Genomic DNA, 21,980 nt, shown 5'->3' with positions numbered 1-21,980 from the left:
CATGATCATCCCTATACACTCAATGGGCGAGCGCTTACATATGAGACTAGAAGGATCACGCATCTTTCGGGCTTGTGCCTGGCGCAGCAGTTTCCTACTCCTTGTGCTCAATTTATCGGCATGCTTGCCTCACGTTGATCTGGCGCCGGACTATCAACCGGCCGAATTTGTCGTCCCCGTTTCATGGCATGGTGCCAGTCCCTTCGTCGAAGCAAAACCATCGGATGGTGAATTACGACGGGACTGGTGGACGCTGTATAACGATCCGGTATTGAATACGCTTGAAGAGCAGGCCATGGTGGCCAATCCTGATTTGCAGGCGGCCGCTGAGCGGTTCGTCCAGGCTCGCGATATGATGATGAAAGCCCGGTCACGTCGCATCCCTCAAGTGGGCCTGGGATTCGGCACCTCCCGCAATCGGCAATCCGACAATCATCTGTTTCGCGATCCCGATATTTCGGACACCGCATCGACGGTCTCTATTGGAGGGATTGCATCATGGGAACCCGATTTCTGGTCGGCGATCCGGAACGCCACGCGTATAGAGATGTACCGGGCCGAAGAACGTGCCGCTGAATATGGGCTTGCGCGGCTCAGTTTACAGGCGGAAATTGCGGCAAACTATTTCACGCTTCGCGGCTTCGACGCGCAGCTTGCGATTTATACCAAATCAATCGACCTCTATAAGGGCTCGCTGGAACTGATCACGAACCAGTACACCGTCGGAATCGCGTCACAACTTGACATTGCCCGTGTCGAATCGCTGCTGTTCAGCACTCAGACGAAAGAAGCCGAGGTTCGAGGCCAGCGCCAGGTGACGGAGCAGGCGATCGCCATTCTTCTCAATAGGGCGCCGGCTAGTTTCACGATCGACCCGGTCGCCGACCTTCGTGTGGAAAATTTCACGATCCCGAAAACCATTCCCTCCACCTTGCTGGAACGACGACCCGATATCGCTCGGATGGAGCGCCGGATGGCCCAGGCCAATCGCGCAATCGGCATCGCTCGCGCCGCCTTTTATCCTAATGTGACGTTTCTTGCCGGCGGGGGGTTCGAAGACTCGGGCTTCGATCTGATCAAGATGGCCAATAGTTTCTGGTCCTATGGGTCCGCCATTGAGCTACCGCTCTTCCAGGGTGGATTTCGTCGCGCCCAATTGCAGCAGTCCTGGTCCGTTTATCGCGAGACGGAAGACCGATACCGCTCGACAGTGCTCAACGCCTTTCGCGAAGTCGAAAACAATTTGAGCCTGACCAACCAGCTCACCACTGCAGCCAAACGACAAGACGCGGCCGTCGGGGCCTTTCTCAAAACGCAAGACCTGACCTCTAGCCTCTACTTTGGCGGACTGGCCTCCAGCCTTGAGCTCATTTACGCCGAGGTCAACACGCTAGCGGCGCGTATCGACGCTGTGGTAATCAAGGCCGACCTGCTGAAATCTTCGGTAGCCCTCATTCGTGCGCTGGGCGGGGGCTGGAACCGCAATCAATTGCCCGCCGATGAACAGATCCAGCCCTTCGATACGTTCCAATATGTTGATCTTGACAAACCCCCACCCGCCGGGGGAATCGATGTCAACGCGGACAATAACTCGGTGAATAATGATTTGACCACACCTTCCATTCCTTAACCGGCATTCAACCCGTGTTGACTCGGCTATATTGGAGAGCCATGGCCGCATTGAACGTCCCTTTCTTTGGAAGATTCGAATAAACAATGAGCTATCGGAAAATCGTGGCCATGTCCGATATTTTCCCGCACAAGGTCCGAACATGTTTGGCAAGCTGTTTGCGTATAGGGGGTGGTTTCCGGGCCACCCCTCCCGGACGCTCCACTCCACCTGCCGGATCTGTTACGATGACAACACAGATAAGGGAGAGACCAGACTCCTAGAAGACGTTTTTCAGCCGGCCGGTTCCCGTTCCGAGGCGTCACGGTTCAGTTTAAAGGAATTTTATGGCCAGTGCGCTACTTTACGACCGTCTACAATTTGCCTTCACTGTCACGTTTCATTATCTCTTTCCCCAATTGACGATCGGGCTGGCCTTGCTCCTCCTTTATCTGAGGAGCCGTGCACTCGTTTCCGGTGACGAGCATTATCATCAGATCGCTCGGTTCTGGACAAAGATCTTCGCCTTGAGTTTTGCCTTTGGTGTCGTGACCGGTATTCCATTGGAATTCCAGTTCGGCACCAATTGGGCGAAATTCTCCAACTTCGCCGGCGGAGTGATCGGCCAGACACTCGCGATGGAAGGCCTGTTTGCGTTTTTTCTGGAATCGTCGTTTCTCGGCATCATGCTGTTCGGCGAAGGGCGATTCAGCCGGCGGGTGCAATGGGCCGCATCGCTGATGCTCTTTCTCGGGTCCTGGCTTTCCGGCTATTTTATTCTGGCAACAAACTCCTGGATGCAACATCCGGTCGCCTATACGGTGGCCCCGGATGGACGGTTGTTCGTCGACAGTCTTTCAGGCCTGCTCACGAATCCCTGGCTGTTCTGGCAATTCGCCCACAATATGACGGCCGCCGTCGTCACGGCCTCATTCGTCATGGCGGCGCTCGGTTCGTTCTATCTCCTGTCCGGGTTGCATGTGAAGGAGGCAAAGACGTTCCTCCGCACCGGCGTGGTAGCGGGGGCCATCGCCACCGCCCTGATGATCTTTCCGACCGGCCACGAAAATGCCCGGCAGGTGTTTGAACACCAACCGGTCAAAGGCGCCGCCTTCGAAGGGCTCTTCAAGACCGAGCGCGGCGCGGGTATGGTGCTCATCGGTCAGCCGAACATCGAAACCATGACAATCGACAATCCACTCGTGGTGCCTGATGCGTTGAGTATTGTGCTCTTTGACGAACTCTATGCCGAGGTAAAAGGACTCGATGCCTTTCCACGTTCAGAGTGGCCGGACAATGTGGCGCTGCTTTATTATGCCTACCATGTGATGGCCGGGCTTGGAACCATACTCGTATCGGTTATGGGACTGGCGCTGCTCTGGCTTTGGCGGGGACGATTGTTTACCGCGAACTGGTTGCTCTGGCTGCTCATGCTTGCCGCCCCGTTTCCTTATCTCGCCACCACGGCCGGCTGGATGACCGCCGAACTCGGCCGCCAACCCTGGCTGGTGTATGGTCTGCTCCGCACGGCTGACGGTGTCTCACCGCTGGTCCATTCAGGGAATGCACTGTTTACATTACTCGGATATCTCGGAATCTATCTCGTATTGGGATTACTCTTCTTATTCCTGATCGCTGATATAATCAGGCATGGCCCGGAAAGTTCTATTCCTAAGTCTGCGAACCCGTAGGAACCGGTACAAATGGAAACCTTCTGGTATGTTGCCGTCACGTTCATGCTGGCGGTCTATGTTGTCCTTGACGGCTTTGACTTCGGCCTGGGCATCGTCTATGGCTTCGTGGCGAAAAATGAAACGGACCGGCGTGCGGCGTTGGCCGCCATCGGCCCTATTTGGAACGGCAACGAAGTGTGGCTGATTGCTGCGGGTGGTCTGTTATTTTTTGCGTTTCCCAAGGCCTATTCGGCTGGGTTCAGTGGTTTCTATCTGGCCTTGCATCTGGTTTTGTGGCTGCTGATTGCCCGTGGACTCGCGCTCGAACTCCGGTCGCACGTGAATCATCCCCTGTGGCGGCAGTTTTGGGATGTGGCATTTGCTGGGGCGAGCCTTCTCCTGGCTATCGTGTTCGGTGTGGCCCTGGGTAACCTCATTCGCGGCGTGCCCTTGAATCCTGAAGGCTATTTCTTCGTGGCGCTCTGGACAAATCTCATGACAGGACCGGAGCCGGGGATACTGGATTGGTTTACCATTCTCATCGGAGCCACAAGCGCGGCGATCCTCGCCATGCACGGCGCCAATTTCCTGGCGATGAAAACGGAGGGCGAGTTGCGAAAACGGGCGCGACGTGCTGCCTGGCTGACCGGATCGGCCGTGGTAATTCTGGTCGTTCTTGCCCTGACCGCCGTTCCCTTTGTCCAACCCTTATTCTTTCTCAACTATGCCGCCCATCCTATGGGGTATGTCTTTCCTGTTCTCACCATGGTGACATTGTTGTTGGCTCTTGAAATACGAAGGCGTGAATGGGATGCGGGAGCATTTTCCGCAACGAGTCTCTTGATTCTGACCATGCTGGCCAGCACAGCCTGGGGGTCATACCCGAACATCCTGATTGCGACGAGTGAGCCGGCGAACAGCTTGACCGTGACCAACGCCACCGCCGGCGTCTATGGCATGCAGATCGGCCTTTGGTGGTTTCTCGTTGGATTCATTCTGCTACTTGTCTATCAAGCCTGTGCACATCAGGCCTTCTGGGGAAAGGTCAAGATTGACGCAGAATAAATTTTTCTGTTCTGTATGATCCCTTTCCCCGGACTCGCGATCAGGGTCCCTCTATCATCAGTCTCTGAACCAGGAGTCGCCACATACCGGTTCTTCGAAGGTCCGCCATACCTGGAGGACCATATCTCCAAATGTGATTCCATGTGTAGGACAGTAGTAGGCGGGGGATCTCCAAGTACTCCGAACTTTTCAACGGTAGACCTCATCATTGAGCGAATTGGTGATGTGTTGCGCTATGACCGGCAGACACTGCTTCCTGCCCGAGAATGACATGAGTCATGAGGCCACACAGTTTCGACGGCCTGAGAGAATGACGAATCGTAATTTCCAAGGCAACACGCTTCCCGATTAGCATACCGCTGCCTGTCCCGCCTGTGCTGCCTCTGTATTCAATCTAAGTCTTGACGAAAGTCCACAGGCTTCCAGAGCCCCGATGAATCCGCTTATATTAAACGGAGTAGCAGAAGTACTCTGGTTTCTGGGTCAAAGCGAACTTTCTTTTTTCCTTCGATGAACATAAAGTACGTTTTCTGCGAAGCAGGCGTCGGATAACCCACCATCGCGACGAGAGGGGAGAATGGTGTAACAGGCTCAGGGCTCTTCTTCAGCATCCCCTAAACTGGCCTTTAGGGCATACGCTCAATTCTTTCTCCCCTCGTCATCCATTCGATGACACGGAATCAAAGCCATGATCAAAGCCATATTTGACCAGGAGTTTTTGTATGCGAGGACTCATGATGAAATCAAAAAACTCCTCCGCGACATTCAGGGATGCCTCTCGGCAAGTCGACACGACCGCTTCCCCGAACAGAACCGGTATATGCATTCCGGCAGGATTTTCATCAATGATGCGCACGCTTGCGTTGTTGATCGCATCCACGCGATAGATGATGCCCATGTCCGCCTTCCCTGTGTGAATCAGGTCCACGATATCCTCAGCATGCGCCGCATGGACTAGCTTGAATCGGCTCTTATAGGCGGGATCAACCTTGGCGAGTGCCTGTGCCGTGATTTCTCCCAATGACGACGTTTTCGGATCGCCAAGGGCCATGCGGATCGCTCCATTGGGCAGCGCCTCACGAAAGGAGATCGGCAATACGTGTGAGCTCGCTGACATGACGAGTACGAGAGAGGTTTGTGCGTAGACCCGAGGTCCTCCATTGAGAGTCAGTTTCTTCTTTTGCAGTTTTTCGACTTCCCCAACTGCCGCAGGGAGAAACACATCGATCGGAGCTCCCTTTTCAATTTGCCGCCGGAATGTTTGTGACGGACCGTACACGACCTTTACGGCCGCATCATATTCTTTCTCGAACATCGGCACAATTTCCCGTAGTGCCGACCTCAAGCTTGGCGCGGCCCCAATGGTCAGAGCTTCAGCCTGAACAGGCTCTCCGGTTGCCACGATACCGAGGATGCCAACTACCAGCGTTATCGCCATACCAAGTTTCCGAATTCCTCTCATGATGCTCAACTTTCCGACTCTCTCGTTAGAGGGTCTTACCGGTAGATTGAATAAATGATGTCTCAGCAGAACATCTGAGTCCGTTACCATGCCCATCGATTCCTTCTTTGATGACCGCTGAAGAGGCGCATAAACTAAATGAGATTTAGTGCAAAATTAATACCCCTTACGCGAAACATATTATGGAACAAAGAAAGCCTTGACAACTTAAGCATTCTGACGAATTCCTCGTGATTTCTTCTCCCATTGTCTGATCCCAACGTCTTGCCAAATTGTGAGATAACGCACGGTACGCTCAGTGCAGAAATCCACACCACAATCTTTAAACTTTGACGTTCAACACGTTCAACGTAGATCTGAGGTCTACGACACGGAGCCAATAACCCGCTCACATCCTGCCATGGCGTACTGAAAAGTGGAGCGCATTTAATTTGGTAGGGATTTTGCTAGCTCCTGCTAATCGCTAGGGAAGACGTTTTGCACAGGGAATGATCCTACGATCACAGAAACCAATGAGTTCATATAGGTATATGGTGTCCAATATGGCAGAAACTCAAATCGGTTTTTGGAGGCTTCGCGCATGAATCAGATTGTCCTCATTGCCCTGCGAAGGCCGTATACCTTCGTCGTCATGACCATCCTGATTGTCCTTTTGGGGGTCAACACCATACGTCACATGCCGACCGACATCTTCCCCAATATCACCATTCCCGTCACCTCGGTTGTCTGGAACTATTCCGGCATGCTCCCGCAGCAGGTGGAAGGGCGCATCACGTATCTGTTCGAACGCTTTTTGACCTCGACGGTTGAAGGCATCAAGTATATCCATAGCCACTCTTACTTCGGCAGTAGCATCACGAATATTTTTCTCCAGGACGATGTCGACGTGGGCAGGGCTGAAGCGGATATCGTGGGCATTGCGCAAAACGTCGTCAAGGCCCTGCCGCCCGATATTTCGCCGCCCATGGTCATGCGCCTCGCTCCATCCTCCATCCCGGTGGCCATGCTCCAAATCAGCTCCGACCACTTGACGCCCGCGGAACTTTACAATCTCGTCTATATGCGAATCCGCCCCCTGCTCGTGACGGTACCCGGGATCGTTCTACCGCACCCCTACGGCGGTCAGGACATGCAGGTCATGGTCAATCTCGATCAACAGAAACTGCTTGCCCGTCAGCTCACTCCGGCGGACGTTCACAATGCCCTCCAACAGCAATACCTCGTGCTGCCTTCCGGCGATGTGAAGATCAAGGAGACCGACTGGATCGTTATGACGAACGCGTCACCGTTGAAGATTGAGGATTTCGCCGATTTCCCGATCAAGCGGGAAGGCAACGCGTTTGTCTACTTGCGCGACGTTGCTACTGTTCGTCTCATGGGGCGGGTGCAACAGAACTCTGTCCTGGTGAAGGGCAAACAGACCGTCATTCTGGTCGCGATGAAAAGCACGGAGGCCTCGACTCTCGACGTCGTCGATGGGATCAAGAAAATGATCCCGCGCGCCGAGCAGATTTCTCCGGAGGGCGTGGAGATTAAGCTCGTCAATGACGCCTCGACGTTCGTGAAGGATTCGATCTCGGACGTCTTGCATGAAATGCTGATGGCCGGTGGGCTGGTTGGCCTCATCGTGCTGTTGCTGCTCGGCTCATGGCGTGCGACGGTCATTGTCTGGACCTCGATTCCGCTGTCCATTCTGACCGCCATCATCGGTCTTCATCTGCTCGAAGAAACGATTAATGTCATGACCTTGGGCGGGTTGGCGCTGGCCGTCGGCATTCTGGTCGACGATGCGACTGTGATGATCGAAAATATCGATCGCCATATTGAAATGGGCAAGCCGCTCGAACAGGCTATCATCGACGCTGCCAACGAGATCGTTGTCCCGACCTTCGTTGCCACCCTTTGCATCGCGATCGTCTGGCTCCCGCTCTTTGAACTCGGCGGGGTTGCCGGCTACCTGTTTAAGCCCATGGCAGAGGCGGTCATTATTGCGATGCTCGCCTCCTTTATTTTTTCACGCACACTGGTGCCGACTATGGCCAAATATATGCTGAAGGATCACCATGTCACAGCCGCATGAACCTCACGGAGAGCTCAGTGCGGAAGGGTCGCGGAATATTTTTGTCCGCTTTCAGAATGGGTTCGAACGCGCCTTCAATCGATTCCGCGGGGGTTACGGTGCGCTGCTCGAACAGGCGATTGCCAACCGTGGCGTCTTCGTTGCGATCGCTCTGGCCATCGCGGTGAGTTCCCTGTCCCTCTTCTTCTTCCTCGGACGGGATTACTTTCCCGAGATCAGGTCGGACATCATGACAATGCATATGCGGGCACCGCTCGGGACGCGCATTGAGGTTTCAGGACGCATTGCCACGCTTGTCTCCAACAGCATCAGTGAGTTGCTGCCCGGTCATGTCGAAAATATCGTGAGTAACTGCGGCCTGCCGGTCGGACCGCACAATCTCGCTTTCATTCCGACGCCGACAATCGGCTCCCAGGATTGTGACCTCACGATCCTCCTGAATGATGAAAAGTCACCGGTGTGGGAGTATCGGAAAATTCTCCGAAAGGGCCTGAGGGATCGCTATCCTGGAACCGAATTCACCTTCCAGCCGTCCGATCTCACCGCAAAAATTCTCAACTTCGGCGCGCCTGCGCCGATCGATGTGCAAATCAACGGCCCGGACATGTACCCCAATTTTGAGTATGCCCGAAAACTGGTGGGCAAGTTTCGCGAAATCCCCGGCGCCGCGGATGTGGTGATCCAGCAGACAATGGCCACGCCGACCATTATGGTCGAAGGCAATCGCACATTCGGACTCGGGGTTAACAGGTCCCTGAAGGATATGGCCGACAACGTACTCATGACAACTGCCGGGAGCCAACAGACCGACCAGATCTATTGGCTCGATCCCAGTACCGGCATGTCGTACCTGATCAATGTCTATACGCCGCAGCCGCAGATCAACAGCGTCAATAGTCTCAAGACCATCCCGGTCCAGGCCTCAAGCACTTCTTCTAAGGATCCGGAAGGGCAGGAAATGCAGCTCCTCGGCAATTTAGCCGACATTACCGCGACGGGCACGCCGGGGGTGATCACGCATGGGAACATTATGCCCCTGTTCAACATCTATGTCTCTGCCGAAGGACGAGACCTCGGTGGTGTGTTGGCGGATGTCGAAAAGATTGCCAAGGACATGGAGGACGAGATGCCTCCTACCGCCGCGCTCGAAATCCATGGCCAGGCTTCCCTGATGCACGACGCCTATTTCGAGCTGATCGTCGGACTATTCGCCGCGGTCGTGCTGATCTATTTGCTGATCGTCGTCAACTTTCAATCCTGGTTGGATCCATTCATCATCATTACGGCCCTGCCCGGCGCATTGGCGGGCATTGCGTGGGCATTATTTCTGACCCATACGCGTCTTTCGGAACCCGCGCTGACGGGCGCCATCATGACCATGGGCACGGCAACCGCCAATTCGATCCTCGTTGTGACCTATGCGCGCGATCAGCTCAAAAAGCACGGCGACGCGTTACGGGCGGCGGTTGAAGCCGGAACGACCCGCTTCCGTCCGGTGCTTATGACGGCTTCGGCCATGATTTTCGGGATGGTCCCCATGGCAACAGGGTATTCTGCGAACGCGCCGCTGGGTCGGGCCGTCATCGGCGGCTTGCTCATGGCCACCCTCTTCACTCTGTTTTTCGTGCCCTGCGTCTACGCAATTGTTTACAACAGGCGAGCGGCTCGTCAGAAGGACCATATACAAAATGAATAAGACCCTACGTGGAAGGCTCATGGTCATCTCAGCGGCACTTCTGTGTGTCCTCTACCTTGGTTATCGGGTTTATGAAAGCAAAAGCGACGCCTCTTTACTACGCGAGGAGACGCACGAAAACGCCGTCTCCACCGTGGCAGTCATTTACGCAAAGCCGGTGCCGCCAACCGAGACCATCACGCTTCCTGGCAATATTCAGGCCTGGTTTCAGGCGCCCATTTACGCACAGGTCTCGGGCTATGTGAAGATGTGGTACAAGGACTACGGCGCCCTGGTAAAAAAAGGCGATATCCTCGCTGAAATCAACGCGCCGGCCCTCGACGCACAATATGCACAGGCCAAAGCGGACCTGGAATCGGTGCGCGCCATCTATGCCCTCGCCGAAATCACCGCAAAGCGTTGGTTGGCCCTGCGCAAAAACCATGCAGTTTCCGAACAGTCGATCTCGGTAAAGGTGGCGGAGGCGAAAGCTGAATTGGCGAAGGTCAGGGCAGCAGAACAGAACGTCAGGAACTTCGAGGCGCAGATTCGATTCAAAACCATTGTCGCGCCCTATGATGGGGTGGTAACCGTCCGTAACATTAATGTCGGTGATTACGTGAACAAAGAAGGCACGATCAGTTCCCCCGGTTCGGTCAGCAATCTCTTTACTGTGGCTGACGTGAGTATGCTGCGCCTCTTTGTCTCCGTGCCGGAATCGTTCGGACCCTTCCTCCAGCCTGGCTTGACGGCCGACGTGACTGTGCCGCAATTGCCCAATCGTCATTTTACCGGAAAATTCCTGACCGTCGCTCGTGGATTCGACGAAAGCACGCGCACCGCGATCACCATCTTCACGATCGAAAACGAGGACAGAGCCCTCTGGCCTGGCTCTTATGCCCAGGTTCACCTTACCGCGCCGGTAGACAGGGAAGTGTTCATGATTCCCTCCACCGCATTGGTGTTCCAGGAGCACGGCACCCAATTGGCCGTGGTGGGAGAGGACGACCAGGTCCACTTTAACCCCATTGTCGTGAGCAAACTCCTGGACAGTGCCGTCGAAGTGGCCGAGGGGGTTTCCACCACCGACCGCATCGTGAACAACCCGAGCGCCGCGTTGCTCGAAGGGGACAGGGTGCGCATCGTGACGCCGGCGCCGGGTTATGACCAATTAAACGCGCCAGCTCCAACGAAGGCTGCTGCGCCAACGCAAGCTCTCCTACCCATGGAAACTTTCCCGCCGACAGGCGCTCCAGAAGCGCCCCTCCCAACAGGCCCGTCGGTGCCCATGGAGACTGGGCCATCAAAGGAACATTCTTCACCATGAAATTCCCTATACAGAGGATGGGCCAATCTTTAGACACGAGACCGGAAGCCTCGCACATTTTTCGGAGTCATCCATGGCGATTTGCTTTGTTACTGCTAACCCTCAATTTGCCGGGGTGTAGTTGGTTCCCGGCTGTCGATCTAGCGCCCAGCTATGAACCGCCTCAATACGTCGTCCCCGCCTCATGGAAGGGGGCAAGTCCCTTCGTCGAGGCGAATCCATCGGATGAGGAATTACGCCCGGATTGGTGGCAACTTTTTAACGATCCAATCCTGAACAGCCTTGAAGAACAGGCAATGGCAGCCAATCCGGATTTGCAGGCCGCCGCAGAACGGTTCGTTCAGGCTCGCGATGTGATGATGAGGGCCAGGTCGCAGTACCTTCCTCACGCCGGTCTGGGGTTTGGCGCTTCGAACAATAGACAATCCGATAATAGTCTGTTTCGCGGTCTTGGCGAGGACAACCGGGAAGTGTCTATTACCACCGGGGGGCTCGCGTCCTGGGAACCGGATTTTTGGTCGGCGCTTCGCAATGCCACCCGTGCCGAAATCTACCGGGCCGAAGAGCGCGCCGCGGAGTATGGGCTCGCGCGGCTCAGCCTGCAGGCGGAAATCGGGGCGAACTATTTCAGCCTCCGAGGATTCGACGCACAGGCGGCAATCTATACCCAATCGATCGACCTCTATAGAAACGTGCTCAACCTCGTCAAGGCCCAGTTTGCCGGCGCAATCGCGTCAGCGCTCGATGTCGCCCGCGTCGAATCGCTGCTGTTCAGCACGGAAACGAAATTAGCTCAGATTCAAGGCCAACGCCAAGTGACGGAACAGGCGATCGCCATTCTCGTCAACATGGCACCGAGCAGCTTCACGATCGAACCGGTCGATGATCTTCGGGTGGCGGATTTCGAAATTCCCAAGACAATCCCTTCCACCTTGCTGGAGCGGCGGCCCGACATCGCCGGAATGGAGCGCCGGATGGCACAGGCCAACCGGGTCATCGGCATTGCCCGCGCGGCTTTTTTCCCCGATGTCCGGTTCTCGGCCGGCGGCGGGTTCGAAGATACCGGGTTCAGTCTGATCAAGCTCGCCAGTAGTTTCTGGTCTTACGGGTCCACTGTTTCGTTGCCCCTCTTTCAGGGTGGATATCGCCGCGCTCAATTGCAGCAGGCCTGGTCGGCCTATCGCGAGACGGAAGATCGCTACCGTTCGACGGTGCTGAACGCCTTTCGCGAGGTCGAGAACAATTTGAGCCTGACCAACCGGCTGACGCTGGCGGCCAATCGGCAGGGAGCCGCCGTGGGAGCCACACTTAAGACGCAAAATCTGACGACGGAGCTCTATAGGGGCGGGCTGGCGTCCAGCCTTGAACTCATTTATGCGCAGGTCGCCACACTCGAGGCGCGTATCGACTTGGTAGCTATCAAGGCTGAACTGCTGAGAGCCTCGGTGGCCCTCGTCCGCGCGCTCGGAGGAGGCTGGAACCCCAACCAATTACCCACTGATGAGGAGATCCAACCCTTTGGTACGTTCCAATATGTCGATCTTGACAAACCATCTCCCGCCGGGGGGATCGATGTTAACGCGGGCAATAACGGGGTGAATAATGATTTGACCGTACCTTTCGTTCCTTAACCGGTGCCCACCAAGGATTTGCTGATATTTGTCTTTTACCGAAATAATTCATTCGCGTCCTCCTCCGCTTGGAAGACTCATACGAGAAATCCTACCGTGTGATGAAAAATTCAATGAGAAACTCCAAGGGTTTCCAGGAGAATAAAAACCGGCCGTCCAAAGCATGGGTGACCTCCTTGAGTGGGATTACGGGCAGTTTTGGCATGGAATCCTCTTCTTCAGCGTCGAAATCGGATCCCTGAATGAATGGAAATTTTGCCTTCGCGGACAGGTTGTTTTCTTGGCCGGTGATTCGTTGAGGGGTGAATATGCCAATACGTCATGAGTGTATCCTGATACCTGAAAATTACCAGTTATCTGGCAACTCCCGAATGCCGGATTCTTCGGTTCACCCGGTTCTTACATTCCCAAGAGGCATGGAAGAGGAGAGACGTTTTTCTAAGATTAGTGAAAATTAATGGCCCCTTAATCTCCCTTTTATCCCGGGGGGCTAGGATGTGCTTGCAACATCATATTGAGGTGGTCTTCTTAACTATCAAGGAGGAATGTCCATGGTCACAAAAAATCGCTTTCTATCTTTGACCCGTATGAACGCCAATAAGGCAGGTCTGGCTGGCATCGGATTTCTGGCTGGCATTCTAATAATGTTCGGGTCTTGGAATATGCCATTTTATTCTCATGCGGCAAATTCCCAGCCAGTAGCTTCAGCATCTATTGGATCTCCACCAAATATGGAGAAAGGAGGGTTTGCTGACATTGCCCAGGCGGTGACACCTGCAGTGGTCAATATTACGGTTCGAAAAGAAGCACCGGTTCCTATGTCGGGAGTGCCCTCTGATCGGATGAGAGAATTTTTTGGTATACCAGGAATGCCGGAGATGCCAGGAATGCCGAAAAGGCGAGGCGGGCCTCCTGCTCCGGAAGCGCAGGGAGCCGGTTCCGGTGTCATTATTTCCAGTGATGGGTATGTACTGACCAACGACCATGTGGTTGATGGTGCAAATGAAATTACGGTGACTCTTCCGGACAAACGAGAGTTTACCGGAAAAGTTGTGGGCCTTGACCCTCAGACAGATTTAGCCGTGGTGAAAGTTGATGCCACAGATCTTCCATTTGTCCCTTGGGGAAATTCCTCAAGTCTTCGTGTAGGTGAATATGTTCTGGCAGTCGGCAATCCCTTTGGATTGAACTCCACTGTCACCATGGGAATTATCAGTGCGTTGGGTCGAGGGGGAATGGGGATTACACAATATGAGGATTTTATCCAAACCGATGCCGCCATCAATCCGGGTAATTCCGGCGGAGCGTTGGTGAATACGCGAGGAGAACTTGTCGGAATAAATACGGCAATCTTTTCGCAGTCCGGCGGATACCAGGGCGTGGGATTTGCGGTTCCCACCAATCTTGCCAAGCCGGTATACGAGAGTTTAATCAGCACCGGCACGGTTGTCAGAGGGTTCCTGGGAGTCGGTATTCAAGAAATGAATGCCGATCTTGCACAGTCCTTTCAATTAGATGGAACCAAGGGGGCTTTGGTTACGAATGTGGTACCGGGGAGTCCGGCAGATGAAGCCGGTCTTCAGCGGGGAGATGTGGTTGTTGAATTCCAGGGTAAACCCGTTTTGGATCCACGCAGCCTCCAGCACCAGGTTATCCGGACCACAGTGGGGTCTGAAGTGAGCATGGTGGTTATGCGAAATGGTCATAAGAAATCCGTGAAGACCGTGATTCGTGAACAAGATAATCCCACTCAGGTGGCACAGGCCAGCCCTGTGGAGAAAGAAGGCCCCCTAGCCGGGGTGGCTGTTCAAGATCTGGATAGTGGCATTGCACAACAATTGGGATTGGATAAAAATGTCAATGGCGTGGTAGTCATGGATGTGGCCCAGGGAAGCTATGCTGCACGGGCCGGACTCGCGCAGGGCGATGTGATCAGTGAAATCAACCGTAAGCCAGTCCGTTCTGAAGAAGATTTCGTGAAGGCGGTGTCCTACTTGAATGAAAATTCATCCGCGTTGATCTTTATCCATCGCGGGAAAGGGGCGTTGTACTTGAACATTAAAGTTTAACCCCCAAAGGTCGTGGACGAGTCGGTTTAAAAAAGGGGGCCCCCTTCATCGAAGAGGCCCCCTTTTTGTTGTAAAATATTAAGTATTTCCGTCTGAGTAAAATGAAATTCTGTGCACGGCGTAGTGCCCAAGGATACCGGCGAGCCGCAATCGGATAGTCCACCAGAAATGAAGCCATCAACAGCAACCGCGGGTCCTTTATGGTTTCAACACTGTAGTGTTTCAAAGCTCCCAGACAGGTCGCATAGCCGAGGTCATGTCGCCACCCTTTAAAATTATCCCATTAGCGATTCGGGCTTTCCTCGCTAAACTCCTACACAAGATGTTGGTCGATGCCAATTCGATCGTTATCGAGCAGAGTGTTATCGACATCCGGCAGGAAGACCACATTGTCCGGCGCGTTCATGCTCATGTCTCCTCGGATAAGGGGTTGTGCCAGCCTCCGTCTGTTGCAATGAGGGCATCCGCCTCTTTCGGCCCCCAGGTGCCTCGCTTATAAGGCCGGACCGGGTGGTGCTTTCCCAGAACCGGATCGACAACTTTCCAGGCGGCTTCCACCGCGTCCTCGCGGGTAAAGAGCGCCCCGTCGCCTGCCATGGCATTCCCTATTAGTCGCTCGTATGGCTTTTCCTCTCCCGATTGTTCTTCCAGAAGATAGAGTTCTTGCTGATCGCCGATGAACTCCTTTCCCGGCCGCTTGACGCGGGCAGCGAGGGCGACAGCCGAACTGGGGGAGAGTCGAAAACGCAGATAATTGCCTCGTCCGGCTGCCGGTCTTGAATCGTCAAACAGTCGTTGCGGTGGAGGCTTGAGTTCCACGAGGACCTCGGCTGCCGTTGTCGCCAAACACTTTCCTGCACGCAGGTACCACGGCACTCCTTCCCAGCGCCACGAGTCGATGAAGAGTCGCAGGGCACAGAATGTCTCCACGTCGGAGTCTTTCGCGACGCCCGGTTCCTTCCGGTAACCGGTGTACTGGCCGCGCACCACGTCGTCCGGCTGCAGGGGACGCATGGCTTGAAACACCTTCGCTTTTTCGCTGTGGACGGCTCGATAGCCCTGATAGGCGGGTGGCTCCATGGCCAGCAGTGAGACGATCTGAAAGAGGTGGTTCTGTATGACGTCGCGGAGGCATCCGGTACTTTCGTAAAATGCCCCGCGAGCCTTCACGCCGAAATCTTCGCAGAGGGTAATCTGCACGCTGTCTATGCAGTCACGGTTCCAGATCGGCTCCAGGAACGAATTGGCGAAGCGAAAATAGAGAATATTCATGATGGCTTCTTTCCCGAGGTAGTGGTCGATACGAAAGATCGAGTCCTCTGGAAACACCGACTGTGCCATTCGGTTGAGTTTCTGTGCTGAGGCCAAGTCGCGTCCGAAGGGCTTTTCGACTATGAGGCGCGCATCTTTGGCCAAGTCTGAGCCGCCGAGTCCCTGGATGACCGCCGTGAAGAGCGAGGGAGGGATTGCCAGATAATGCGCCGGACGCTTGGCATTGCCCAGAGTCTTTTTGAGTGCCTTGAAGGTCACGGGGTCGTTGTAATCTCCGCCTACATACTGGAGAAGGGAAAGCAGGTGGTCTAAAGCCTCCGGGTCATCGATCTTGCCGGCCTGCTTAATGCTGTCCGTTACATGTTTACGCAATTGCGCCAGACTCCACTTCGGAGCGGCGATACCGACCACCGGAACGTTGAGCAGCCCTCGTTTGGTCATCGCATAGAGGGCCGGTATGATCATCTTGTGGGCGAGGTCTCCAGTGACCCCGAAAAGGACCAGGGCGTCGGACTGCTTTGGTCGGCTGTTCGTCCTGCCCATTTCAGCTTTTCTCCTTTTTCTCATCATGTCCGCCAAACTGCTTTCGCATGGCGGAAAGGATCCGATCGGCGTAGTCCGCGTTCCCGCGAGATTCAAATCGCCCGAAAAGAGCCGCGCTGATCACCGGCGCGGGCACTCCCTCGTCGACCGCAGCCGCGATTGTCCACCGCCCTTCTCCGGAATCCGACACGCGTCCGGAAAAACTTGTCAGATCCGGATCCTCGACCAGAGCCTCGGCGGTGAGATCAAGCAGCCAGGATGCCACGACACTGCCCCGGCGCCAGACCTCGGCCACCTGGCCGATGTCGATCTGGTACTGATACGCATCGGGGTCGCGCAGGGGAGTCGTCTCGGCATCATGCTCTTGGTCTCGTAGGCCGACGTCGGCATGCTTGAGAATGTTGAGTCCTTCGGCATAGGCCGCCATCAGGCCATACTCTATTCCGTTGTGGACCATTTTCACGAAATGTCCTGCACCGGTCGGGCCGCAATGCAGGTAGCCCTGCTCGTCGCGACCGGATGCGCCTGTCCGGCCCGGGGTGCGGGGTGCTGCCTTGACTCCCGGCGCGATACTGCTGAATATCGGGTCCAGATGTTGGACGATTTTTTCCTCTCCGCCGATCATCAAGCAGTAGCCGCGTTCGAGTCCGAAAATTCCGCCACTTGTGCCGCAGTCTACATAGTGAATGCCGCGGCTTTTGAGCGCCTTCGCTCGCTCAAGATCGTCGCGGTAGTAGGTGTTGCCGCCGTCGATGATGATATCGCCCGTCTCCATGCGTGAGGCCAGTTCCTTGACTGTCTCGCCGGCCACGCCGGCGGGCACCATCACCCAGGCCGCGCGCGGTTTGGATAGTTTCGCGATGAACTCGTCAAGCGAGGCGGCCCCCTGGACATCCCGGCCCTCGAGTTTCTTTACCTCAGCGCTGTTCCTATCGTAGACCACGCATGTGTGGCCGGCGTTTGTCAGGCGCCGGACCAGGTTCGCCCCCATTCGTCCAAGACCGATCATGCCAAGTTGCATTTTGTCTCTCCTTTTTTTTAATGGTTATCCGTGTGTGATCACTTCATCGTGGGGTTCCAGAAGAGCCAGGGCCCGCCTGCATACGTTAGCGACGGTGAAGCCATATTCCTGCATGACCATCTTCCCCGGGGCCGATGTGCCAAAACGATCTACGGCGAGCACATCACCATTGTTGCCGACATAGCGATACCAACCTTGTGATACTCCGGCTTCGACGGCGAGCCTCGCGCCGACCACCGGCGGAAGCACGGTGTTACGGTACTCTTCTGACTGGGCTTCGAATAGTTCCCAACTGGGCATTGAAACGATGCGCACCTGGAGTTTTTGTTCCAGCAGTTTCTCCCGCGCCTCCATGATCAATGCGACTTCAGAGCCGCTGGCAATCAGAATCAGGTCAGGATGCCCATTCGGGGCCTCGGCCAGGATGTATCCCCCACGCTTCAGGCCATCGGCAGCGGAGAGCTGTGCACGGTCGAGCGTTGGCACAGATTGTCGTGTCAGGATTAATGCCACGGGCCGATCCCGCGTTTCGATCGCCACCCGCCAGGCCATGGCCGTCTCGTTGGCATCGGCGGGACGGATCACGATGAGCTTGGGAATCGCTCGCAGACAGGCGATCTGCTCCACGGATTGATGGGTTGGGCCGTCCTCACCCAGTGCGAGGCTGTCATGTGTGAATACATACACCACTTGAATCCCCATCAGGGCAGCGAGCCGGATCGGCGGGCGCATGTAATCGGAGAAGGTCAAAAACGTTGCCCCGAATGGGATGATCCCTCCGTGCGTAGCGAGGCCGTTCAGGATCGCCCCCATTGCATGCTCCCGGACCCCGAACTGGAGATTCCGGCCGGCATAGCTCCAGCCGCCGCCGGCAGAACCTTGCAGATCCCCGACCGCCATGTCGGAGGGTTCAAAATTGCCTGCATCCTTCAATTCAGTATACGTGGAGGGATTCAAGTCGGCCGAGCCGCCAATCAAGGCGGGGAGTGTCCGGTTCACCGCGTCCATAATTTTTCCCGAGGCCTCGCGGGTGGCCAGGCCTTTGCCATCGGCGGGGAATTGCGGGATGTTTGTGTCCCAGCCTGGCGGTAGTTCCCCTTTGATGAGCAGGCGAAGTTCGCCCGCAAGCTCGGGGTATTGGGTCTCGTACGCCTTAAAGGTGGCATTCCATTCCGTCTCCGCTTGACGGCCACGGTCAACGGCCTGGCGACAATGCTGCTCGACTTCTTCCGGCACAAGAAATGGCGGGTCAACAGGCCAGCCCAGGTTTTCTTTCGTCAGCTTCACTTCTTCCTCGCCGAGCGGGGAACCATGGGCCGCAAATGTGCCTTGTTTGTTAGGAGAACCGTAACCAATATGAGTCCGTACGAGGATCAGTGAGGGACGCTCCGTCTCCTGACGTGCCTCTTGGATAGCGCGATCAATGGCGTTCACGTCGTTACCGTCCTCGATCGATTGGGTATGCCAGCCATAAGCGGCAAATCGTTGGGCGCGGTCCTCGGTAAATGTGAGCTGTGTTGATGCGGCGAGCGTGATTCGATTATCGTCGTACAGATAGATCAGTTTGCCGAGTTTCAAATGACCGGCGAGCGAGGCCGTTTCGGCCGCCACGCCTTCCATCAGGTCGCCGTCACTGACCAGGGCATAAGTGAAATGACGAACAATCTCAAATCCTGGCCGATTATACCGGGTGGCCAGATAGGCTTCGGCAATGGCCATGCCCGCTGCATTGCCGAAACCCTGACCGAGGGGGCCGGTGGTGGTTTCCACGCCGGGGGTCATTCCTCTTTCGGGATGTCCGGGGGTGCGGCTGCCCCATTGGCGAAACTGTTTGAGTTGATCGAGCGGCAGATCATAACCCGTGAGATATAGCAAACTGTAGAGCAGCATCGATCCGTGGCCCGCCGAGAGAACAAATCTGTCCCGATTGAACCAGTCCGGATTGGAGGGGCTATGTTGAAGAAATCGTGTCCACAGGACATAGGCCATCGGGGCGGCACCTAGCGGGAGGCCTGGGTGGCCGCTCTTGGCCTTTTGCACCGCATCTACCGACAAAAAACGGATCGTATTAATCGACAATTGATCCAACTGCTCGGAACTGGAAACGGATGTAGGTGCTTTATTCATGATAGGTACTCCTTCTTTCGTTGAGAGAATACAACATGGCCGTTCCTGTTTATTCCCCCGGCCGCATGGGTTTTCAAGTGCCAGTATGCTTGAAGGCAATCGGAAGAAAGGCCTTTCCGAAGTCTAGGTAGCGGGCTCACTTTGTTTTTCGTCGCATGGTGCATTTCTTGGAGGCAGAAGTCTGCCATGATGTTCTTGACGATGATGCCACGATCTCCTCCGGCTTCCCATGTCCATTCACCATGATCTTCGCGTGTACACCTTTTGGCCAAGAACCTCTTCGTTGTCTCCCTGTTCGTATGTTTTCTCATATGGCAGCGATTTTGTCATAATACCGAAATCTGGACATCCTCCCAACCCTATTCCGTTCTTGTCAAAGCTGTCCATCATTTCAATTACACAATCATACCTCACCATCTGGTAGCCGGCTTTGATTTCCATGGGAAGAGGATGGGCGCTATATGGGGGAGCAACAGAGAGTTCCGGTTTGTCTCATAGCCCAGCATGGTTGGCGAGCCGATGATTCCTTCCGGCGTCAAGACTTCGTTAAAGGGGTCTGGCGCATACTCCGCTTGATGATATGCGTTGAAGACGACATATCGTGTCTGTGGGAGCGGCCGAAACAAGTTCAGGATCGCGGTCATGGGAACGCCTCATAGTTCCCCTGGAGGTTCGGATAAAGGAAAAACTCTATACACTGCTGCGCATCAGCAAGAACATGCAGAACAGATTCATGACAGGGTTGATCCAAAGCCGGAGTGGAAATCATCAGGTGTCCTGGTCCATCCCTCTTTCTATCTTTCCTATCTGGCTTTTACGGGTTTCTTGCGATTTCATTTCCTTGTCAAAAGAGAGTTGGATTGACAGAGATCCGGTCTCCTCGTGTTCTAATAAATGATGGGGGAGCGCTTTTCATTGATGACTAATTTCAATCGGCTTGGTTGAAGGGGGCGCTCGGGATCGCGAGTATAGTGCGAGAAATCCTCCGACAACTCAACCTTGCTGAGGGGGATGGAAAGGTGTTGTTTTATATGTGATACCTGAGTTTCAATCGAGAGATCAACCAATTGCTCGGGGCAGCCCGTGACTTCGGTGTTTAGATCCTGAGCATCCAGGAATTGCACCGTCACTCGCTCTTCCGGGTTAAGCCACCGAGTGATCGTGGCCATTTTTTCATCGTTCGTCATGTTGATCCTCTTCACGTGTTGACGGCTGTTATAGGATTATTCCTCATCAATCCCTAAATCCCCCCAAGATACCCTCGCAGAAGGTCATGTCGGGTTAAGGTTTTCGTGACAACTCCATTTTCTTCGACACAGAGATTCAGGAGTTTCTTCTCTTTCATGATGCTGATTGCATCTTTAATTGTCGTATCATCGTGAATGAGATAGGCCTCTTTCGACATAATGTGTTGAGTGGTGATCTTCCTAAGTTCCTGCGAATGATCCAGGGCTTTCAATATTCAAACTCACTGACAAAACCCAGATAGGCTCCGGTCTCATCTTAGACAGGCCCACCAGACAGTTGGGACGACAACAGCGCAATGGCCACTTCCATACAGGTGGTTGCCACGTCAAACCGTAAGGGATTTGTGTGGATGAGCTGACCAACGGTCGTGAAATGGGGTTGTGACTGATCCATGGTTCCTCCTTAAGCCGGTTAGAAATTATTACGAAAATTCCGGTGGTAGCCAAATGATCTGTGACCTCAGCCCCAAAGGCCAACATGGAATGGGGGATTCGCTTCTCGAAAGAAAAGCCAAAATCTTATGGATATCCAAGACTTCCCGGAGAGAATTCACAAGAAACGAGGCAACACAATCAAACCGGAGATTCTATAGCCTTACCACTAATTATGAAGCAGGCGGTGGCGTTTCTTCGATCATTGGGCCAGGGGCATGAAATACACGTCTTCATTTCCGAACCTGACATCAATCAGAATATTGTCCTTAATGAGAAGAAAGACGGCCGGCATTCTCACCGGAATGTTCATGACGGTATGCCTCGTATTTTCATCCACCTCGCGGGTTTGGTTGATCCCACTCTCCGTTTGAATCACGACCCACTTACAATCACCCATGAGGGGTTGGAGTAAATGGCCCTTAAGTGCCCTGCTCTCCTCTGGAAAATCAGCCGTATGGAAATCGGTATATTGGTTCTTGTCACTGATTACGATTGTAAGTTGGTCGCCCCGTTGAATCGATTGAAATCCTTTCTCCGCCCCAGTTCTCAACGAGAGAAACAATGGCTCCGGGTGCCCAACCGTGAGTTGGATGACATTCGACATGGCCAGTTGGACAGTACCCAGGATGATACGTTCACCCGGTACCAACAGCCCCCGAGCTATCTGTCCCTGTTGGCCATTTCCGCCAAATGCCAGCGATGGCGGCATTTTGCTCATGGAAAATAAAAGATAATCATTTCAAT

At 54.5% G+C, this 21,980-nt stretch carries 15 protein-coding genes and 1 pseudogene; 7 read left to right on the top strand and 9 right to left on the bottom strand.

Going from position 1 to position 21,980, the window contains the following annotated elements; translation table 11 throughout:
• Window positions 1-40: 40 nt before the first annotated feature.
• From ACWHYD_RS11305 to cydB, 3 genes are all read left to right on the top strand, one after another.
• On the top strand, window positions 41-1,630 hold the full coding sequence (locus tag ACWHYD_RS11305) for an efflux transporter outer membrane subunit (RefSeq protein ID WP_447962141.1): 1,590 nt from the start codon (window positions 41-43) through the stop codon (window positions 1,628-1,630).
• 326 nt (window positions 1,631-1,956) lie between these two features.
• Window positions 1,957-3,300, top strand: coding sequence for a cytochrome ubiquinol oxidase subunit I (locus ACWHYD_RS11300; protein WP_447962140.1), 1,344 nt, complete (start codon window positions 1,957-1,959; stop codon window positions 3,298-3,300).
• 12 nt (window positions 3,301-3,312) lie between these two features.
• Window positions 3,313-4,347, top strand: coding sequence for a cytochrome d ubiquinol oxidase subunit II (cydB, locus tag ACWHYD_RS11295; RefSeq protein WP_447962139.1), 1,035 nt, complete (start codon window positions 3,313-3,315; stop codon window positions 4,345-4,347).
• A gap of 658 nt (window positions 4,348-5,005) precedes the next feature.
• On the opposite strand, the gene modA is transcribed toward cydB, so the two are convergent.
• Entirely contained in the window at window positions 5,006-5,785 is a 780-nt protein-coding gene (gene modA / locus ACWHYD_RS11290) for a molybdate ABC transporter substrate-binding protein (protein ID WP_447962138.1), read from the bottom strand.
• 604 nt (window positions 5,786-6,389) lie between these two features.
• On the opposite strand from modA, the pseudogene ACWHYD_RS11285 reads away from it, so the two are divergent.
• The 4 genes and pseudogenes from ACWHYD_RS11285 to ACWHYD_RS11270 all read left to right on the top strand — a co-directional run bounded on the left by ACWHYD_RS11285 (window position 6,390) and on the right by ACWHYD_RS11270 (window position 14,591).
• Window positions 6,390-9,585 (top strand): annotated as a pseudogene (locus ACWHYD_RS11285) (efflux RND transporter permease subunit).
• Window positions 9,586-9,604: 19 nt separating this feature from the next.
• On the top strand, window positions 9,605-10,891 hold the full coding sequence (locus ACWHYD_RS11280; protein ID WP_447962137.1) for an efflux RND transporter periplasmic adaptor subunit: 1,287 nt from the start codon (window positions 9,605-9,607) through the stop codon (window positions 10,889-10,891).
• A gap of 17 nt (window positions 10,892-10,908) precedes the next feature.
• Window positions 10,909-12,522 (top strand): efflux transporter outer membrane subunit, encoded by a 1,614-nt coding sequence (locus ACWHYD_RS11275; protein ID WP_447965861.1) that lies wholly within the window; start codon window positions 10,909-10,911, stop codon window positions 12,520-12,522.
• 551 nt (window positions 12,523-13,073) lie between these two features.
• Window positions 13,074-14,591 (top strand): DegQ family serine endoprotease, encoded by a 1,518-nt coding sequence (locus tag ACWHYD_RS11270; protein WP_447962136.1) that lies wholly within the window; start codon window positions 13,074-13,076, stop codon window positions 14,589-14,591.
• 408 nt (window positions 14,592-14,999) lie between these two features.
• On the opposite strand, the gene zwf is transcribed toward ACWHYD_RS11270, so the two are convergent.
• The 8 genes from zwf to ACWHYD_RS11230 form a co-directional block, all read right to left on the bottom strand.
• Window positions 15,000-16,406 (bottom strand): glucose-6-phosphate dehydrogenase, encoded by a 1,407-nt coding sequence (gene zwf, locus ACWHYD_RS11265; protein ID WP_447962135.1) that lies wholly within the window; start codon window positions 16,404-16,406, stop codon window positions 15,000-15,002.
• 1 nt (window position 16,407) lies between these two features.
• Window positions 16,408-17,427 carry a phosphogluconate dehydrogenase (NAD(+)-dependent, decarboxylating) gene (gene gnd / locus ACWHYD_RS11260; protein WP_447962134.1) on the bottom strand — a complete coding sequence of 340 codons (1,020 nt, stop codon included), beginning with the start codon at window positions 17,425-17,427 and terminating at the stop codon, window positions 16,408-16,410.
• 24 nt (window positions 17,428-17,451) lie between these two features.
• Window positions 17,452-19,554, bottom strand: a complete 2,103-nt coding sequence (tkt, locus tag ACWHYD_RS11255) for a transketolase (protein ID WP_447962133.1) — start codon at window positions 19,552-19,554, stop codon at window positions 17,452-17,454.
• A 410-nt stretch (window positions 19,555-19,964) separates the two neighbouring features.
• The gene (locus ACWHYD_RS11250; RefSeq protein WP_447962132.1) at window positions 19,965-20,198 is read right to left on the bottom strand and encodes a hypothetical protein; all 234 of its coding nucleotides are present in this window, start codon (window positions 20,196-20,198) and stop codon (window positions 19,965-19,967) included.
• 243 nt (window positions 20,199-20,441) lie between these two features.
• Window positions 20,442-20,741: a hypothetical protein gene (locus ACWHYD_RS11245; protein ID WP_447962131.1), complete on the bottom strand. Its 300-nt coding sequence runs from the start codon at window positions 20,739-20,741 to the stop codon at window positions 20,442-20,444.
• A 53-nt stretch (window positions 20,742-20,794) separates the two neighbouring features.
• On the bottom strand, window positions 20,795-21,013 hold the full coding sequence (locus ACWHYD_RS11240; RefSeq protein ID WP_447962130.1) for a CBS domain-containing protein: 219 nt from the start codon (window positions 21,011-21,013) through the stop codon (window positions 20,795-20,797).
• A 44-nt stretch (window positions 21,014-21,057) separates the two neighbouring features.
• Complete coding sequence (locus ACWHYD_RS11235) at window positions 21,058-21,195, bottom strand: hypothetical protein (RefSeq protein WP_447962129.1); 138 nt, start codon at window positions 21,193-21,195, stop codon at window positions 21,058-21,060.
• Window positions 21,196-21,435: 240 nt separating this feature from the next.
• Window positions 21,436-21,954, bottom strand: coding sequence for a hypothetical protein (locus ACWHYD_RS11230; protein ID WP_447962128.1), 519 nt, complete (start codon window positions 21,952-21,954; stop codon window positions 21,436-21,438).
• Between the last annotated feature and the right edge of the window lie 26 nt (window positions 21,955-21,980).

The organism is Nitrospira sp. Ecomares 2.1 (assembly GCF_965152585.1).
Note: the sequence above shows the minus strand (reverse complement) of the source record. Positions and strands in the feature narration are given on the sequence as shown.

What these genes read in the sequence shown, in the direction of transcription:
- ACWHYD_RS11305 (WP_447962141.1), top strand. Translation starts at nt 41, where the DNA reads ATGAGACTAGAAGGATCACGCATCTTTCGGGCTTGTGCCTGGCGCAGC.
- ACWHYD_RS11300 (WP_447962140.1), top strand. Translation starts at nt 1,957, where the DNA reads ATGGCCAGTGCGCTACTTTACGACCGTCTACAATTTGCCTTCACTGTC.
- cydB (WP_447962139.1), top strand. Translation starts at nt 3,313, where the DNA reads ATGGAAACCTTCTGGTATGTTGCCGTCACGTTCATGCTGGCGGTCTAT.
- modA (WP_447962138.1), bottom strand. Translation starts at nt 5,785, where the DNA reads ATGGCGATAACGCTGGTAGTTGGCATCCTCGGTATCGTGGCAACCGGA.
- ACWHYD_RS11280 (WP_447962137.1), top strand. Translation starts at nt 9,605, where the DNA reads ATGGTCATCTCAGCGGCACTTCTGTGTGTCCTCTACCTTGGTTATCGG.
- ACWHYD_RS11275 (WP_447965861.1), top strand. Translation starts at nt 10,909, where the DNA reads ATGGGCCAATCTTTAGACACGAGACCGGAAGCCTCGCACATTTTTCGG.
- ACWHYD_RS11270 (WP_447962136.1), top strand. Translation starts at nt 13,074, where the DNA reads ATGGTCACAAAAAATCGCTTTCTATCTTTGACCCGTATGAACGCCAAT.
- zwf (WP_447962135.1), bottom strand. Translation starts at nt 16,406, where the DNA reads ATGGGCAGGACGAACAGCCGACCAAAGCAGTCCGACGCCCTGGTCCTT.
- gnd (WP_447962134.1), bottom strand. Translation starts at nt 17,427, where the DNA reads ATGCAACTTGGCATGATCGGTCTTGGACGAATGGGGGCGAACCTGGTC.
- tkt (WP_447962133.1), bottom strand. Translation starts at nt 19,554, where the DNA reads ATGAATAAAGCACCTACATCCGTTTCCAGTTCCGAGCAGTTGGATCAA.
- ACWHYD_RS11250 (WP_447962132.1), bottom strand. Translation starts at nt 20,198, where the DNA reads ATGACCGCGATCCTGAACTTGTTTCGGCCGCTCCCACAGACACGATAT.
- ACWHYD_RS11245 (WP_447962131.1), bottom strand. Translation starts at nt 20,741, where the DNA reads ATGACGAACGATGAAAAAATGGCCACGATCACTCGGTGGCTTAACCCG.
- ACWHYD_RS11235 (WP_447962129.1), bottom strand. Translation starts at nt 21,195, where the DNA reads ATGGATCAGTCACAACCCCATTTCACGACCGTTGGTCAGCTCATCCAC.
- ACWHYD_RS11230 (WP_447962128.1), bottom strand. Translation starts at nt 21,954, where the DNA reads ATGAGCAAAATGCCGCCATCGCTGGCATTTGGCGGAAATGGCCAACAG.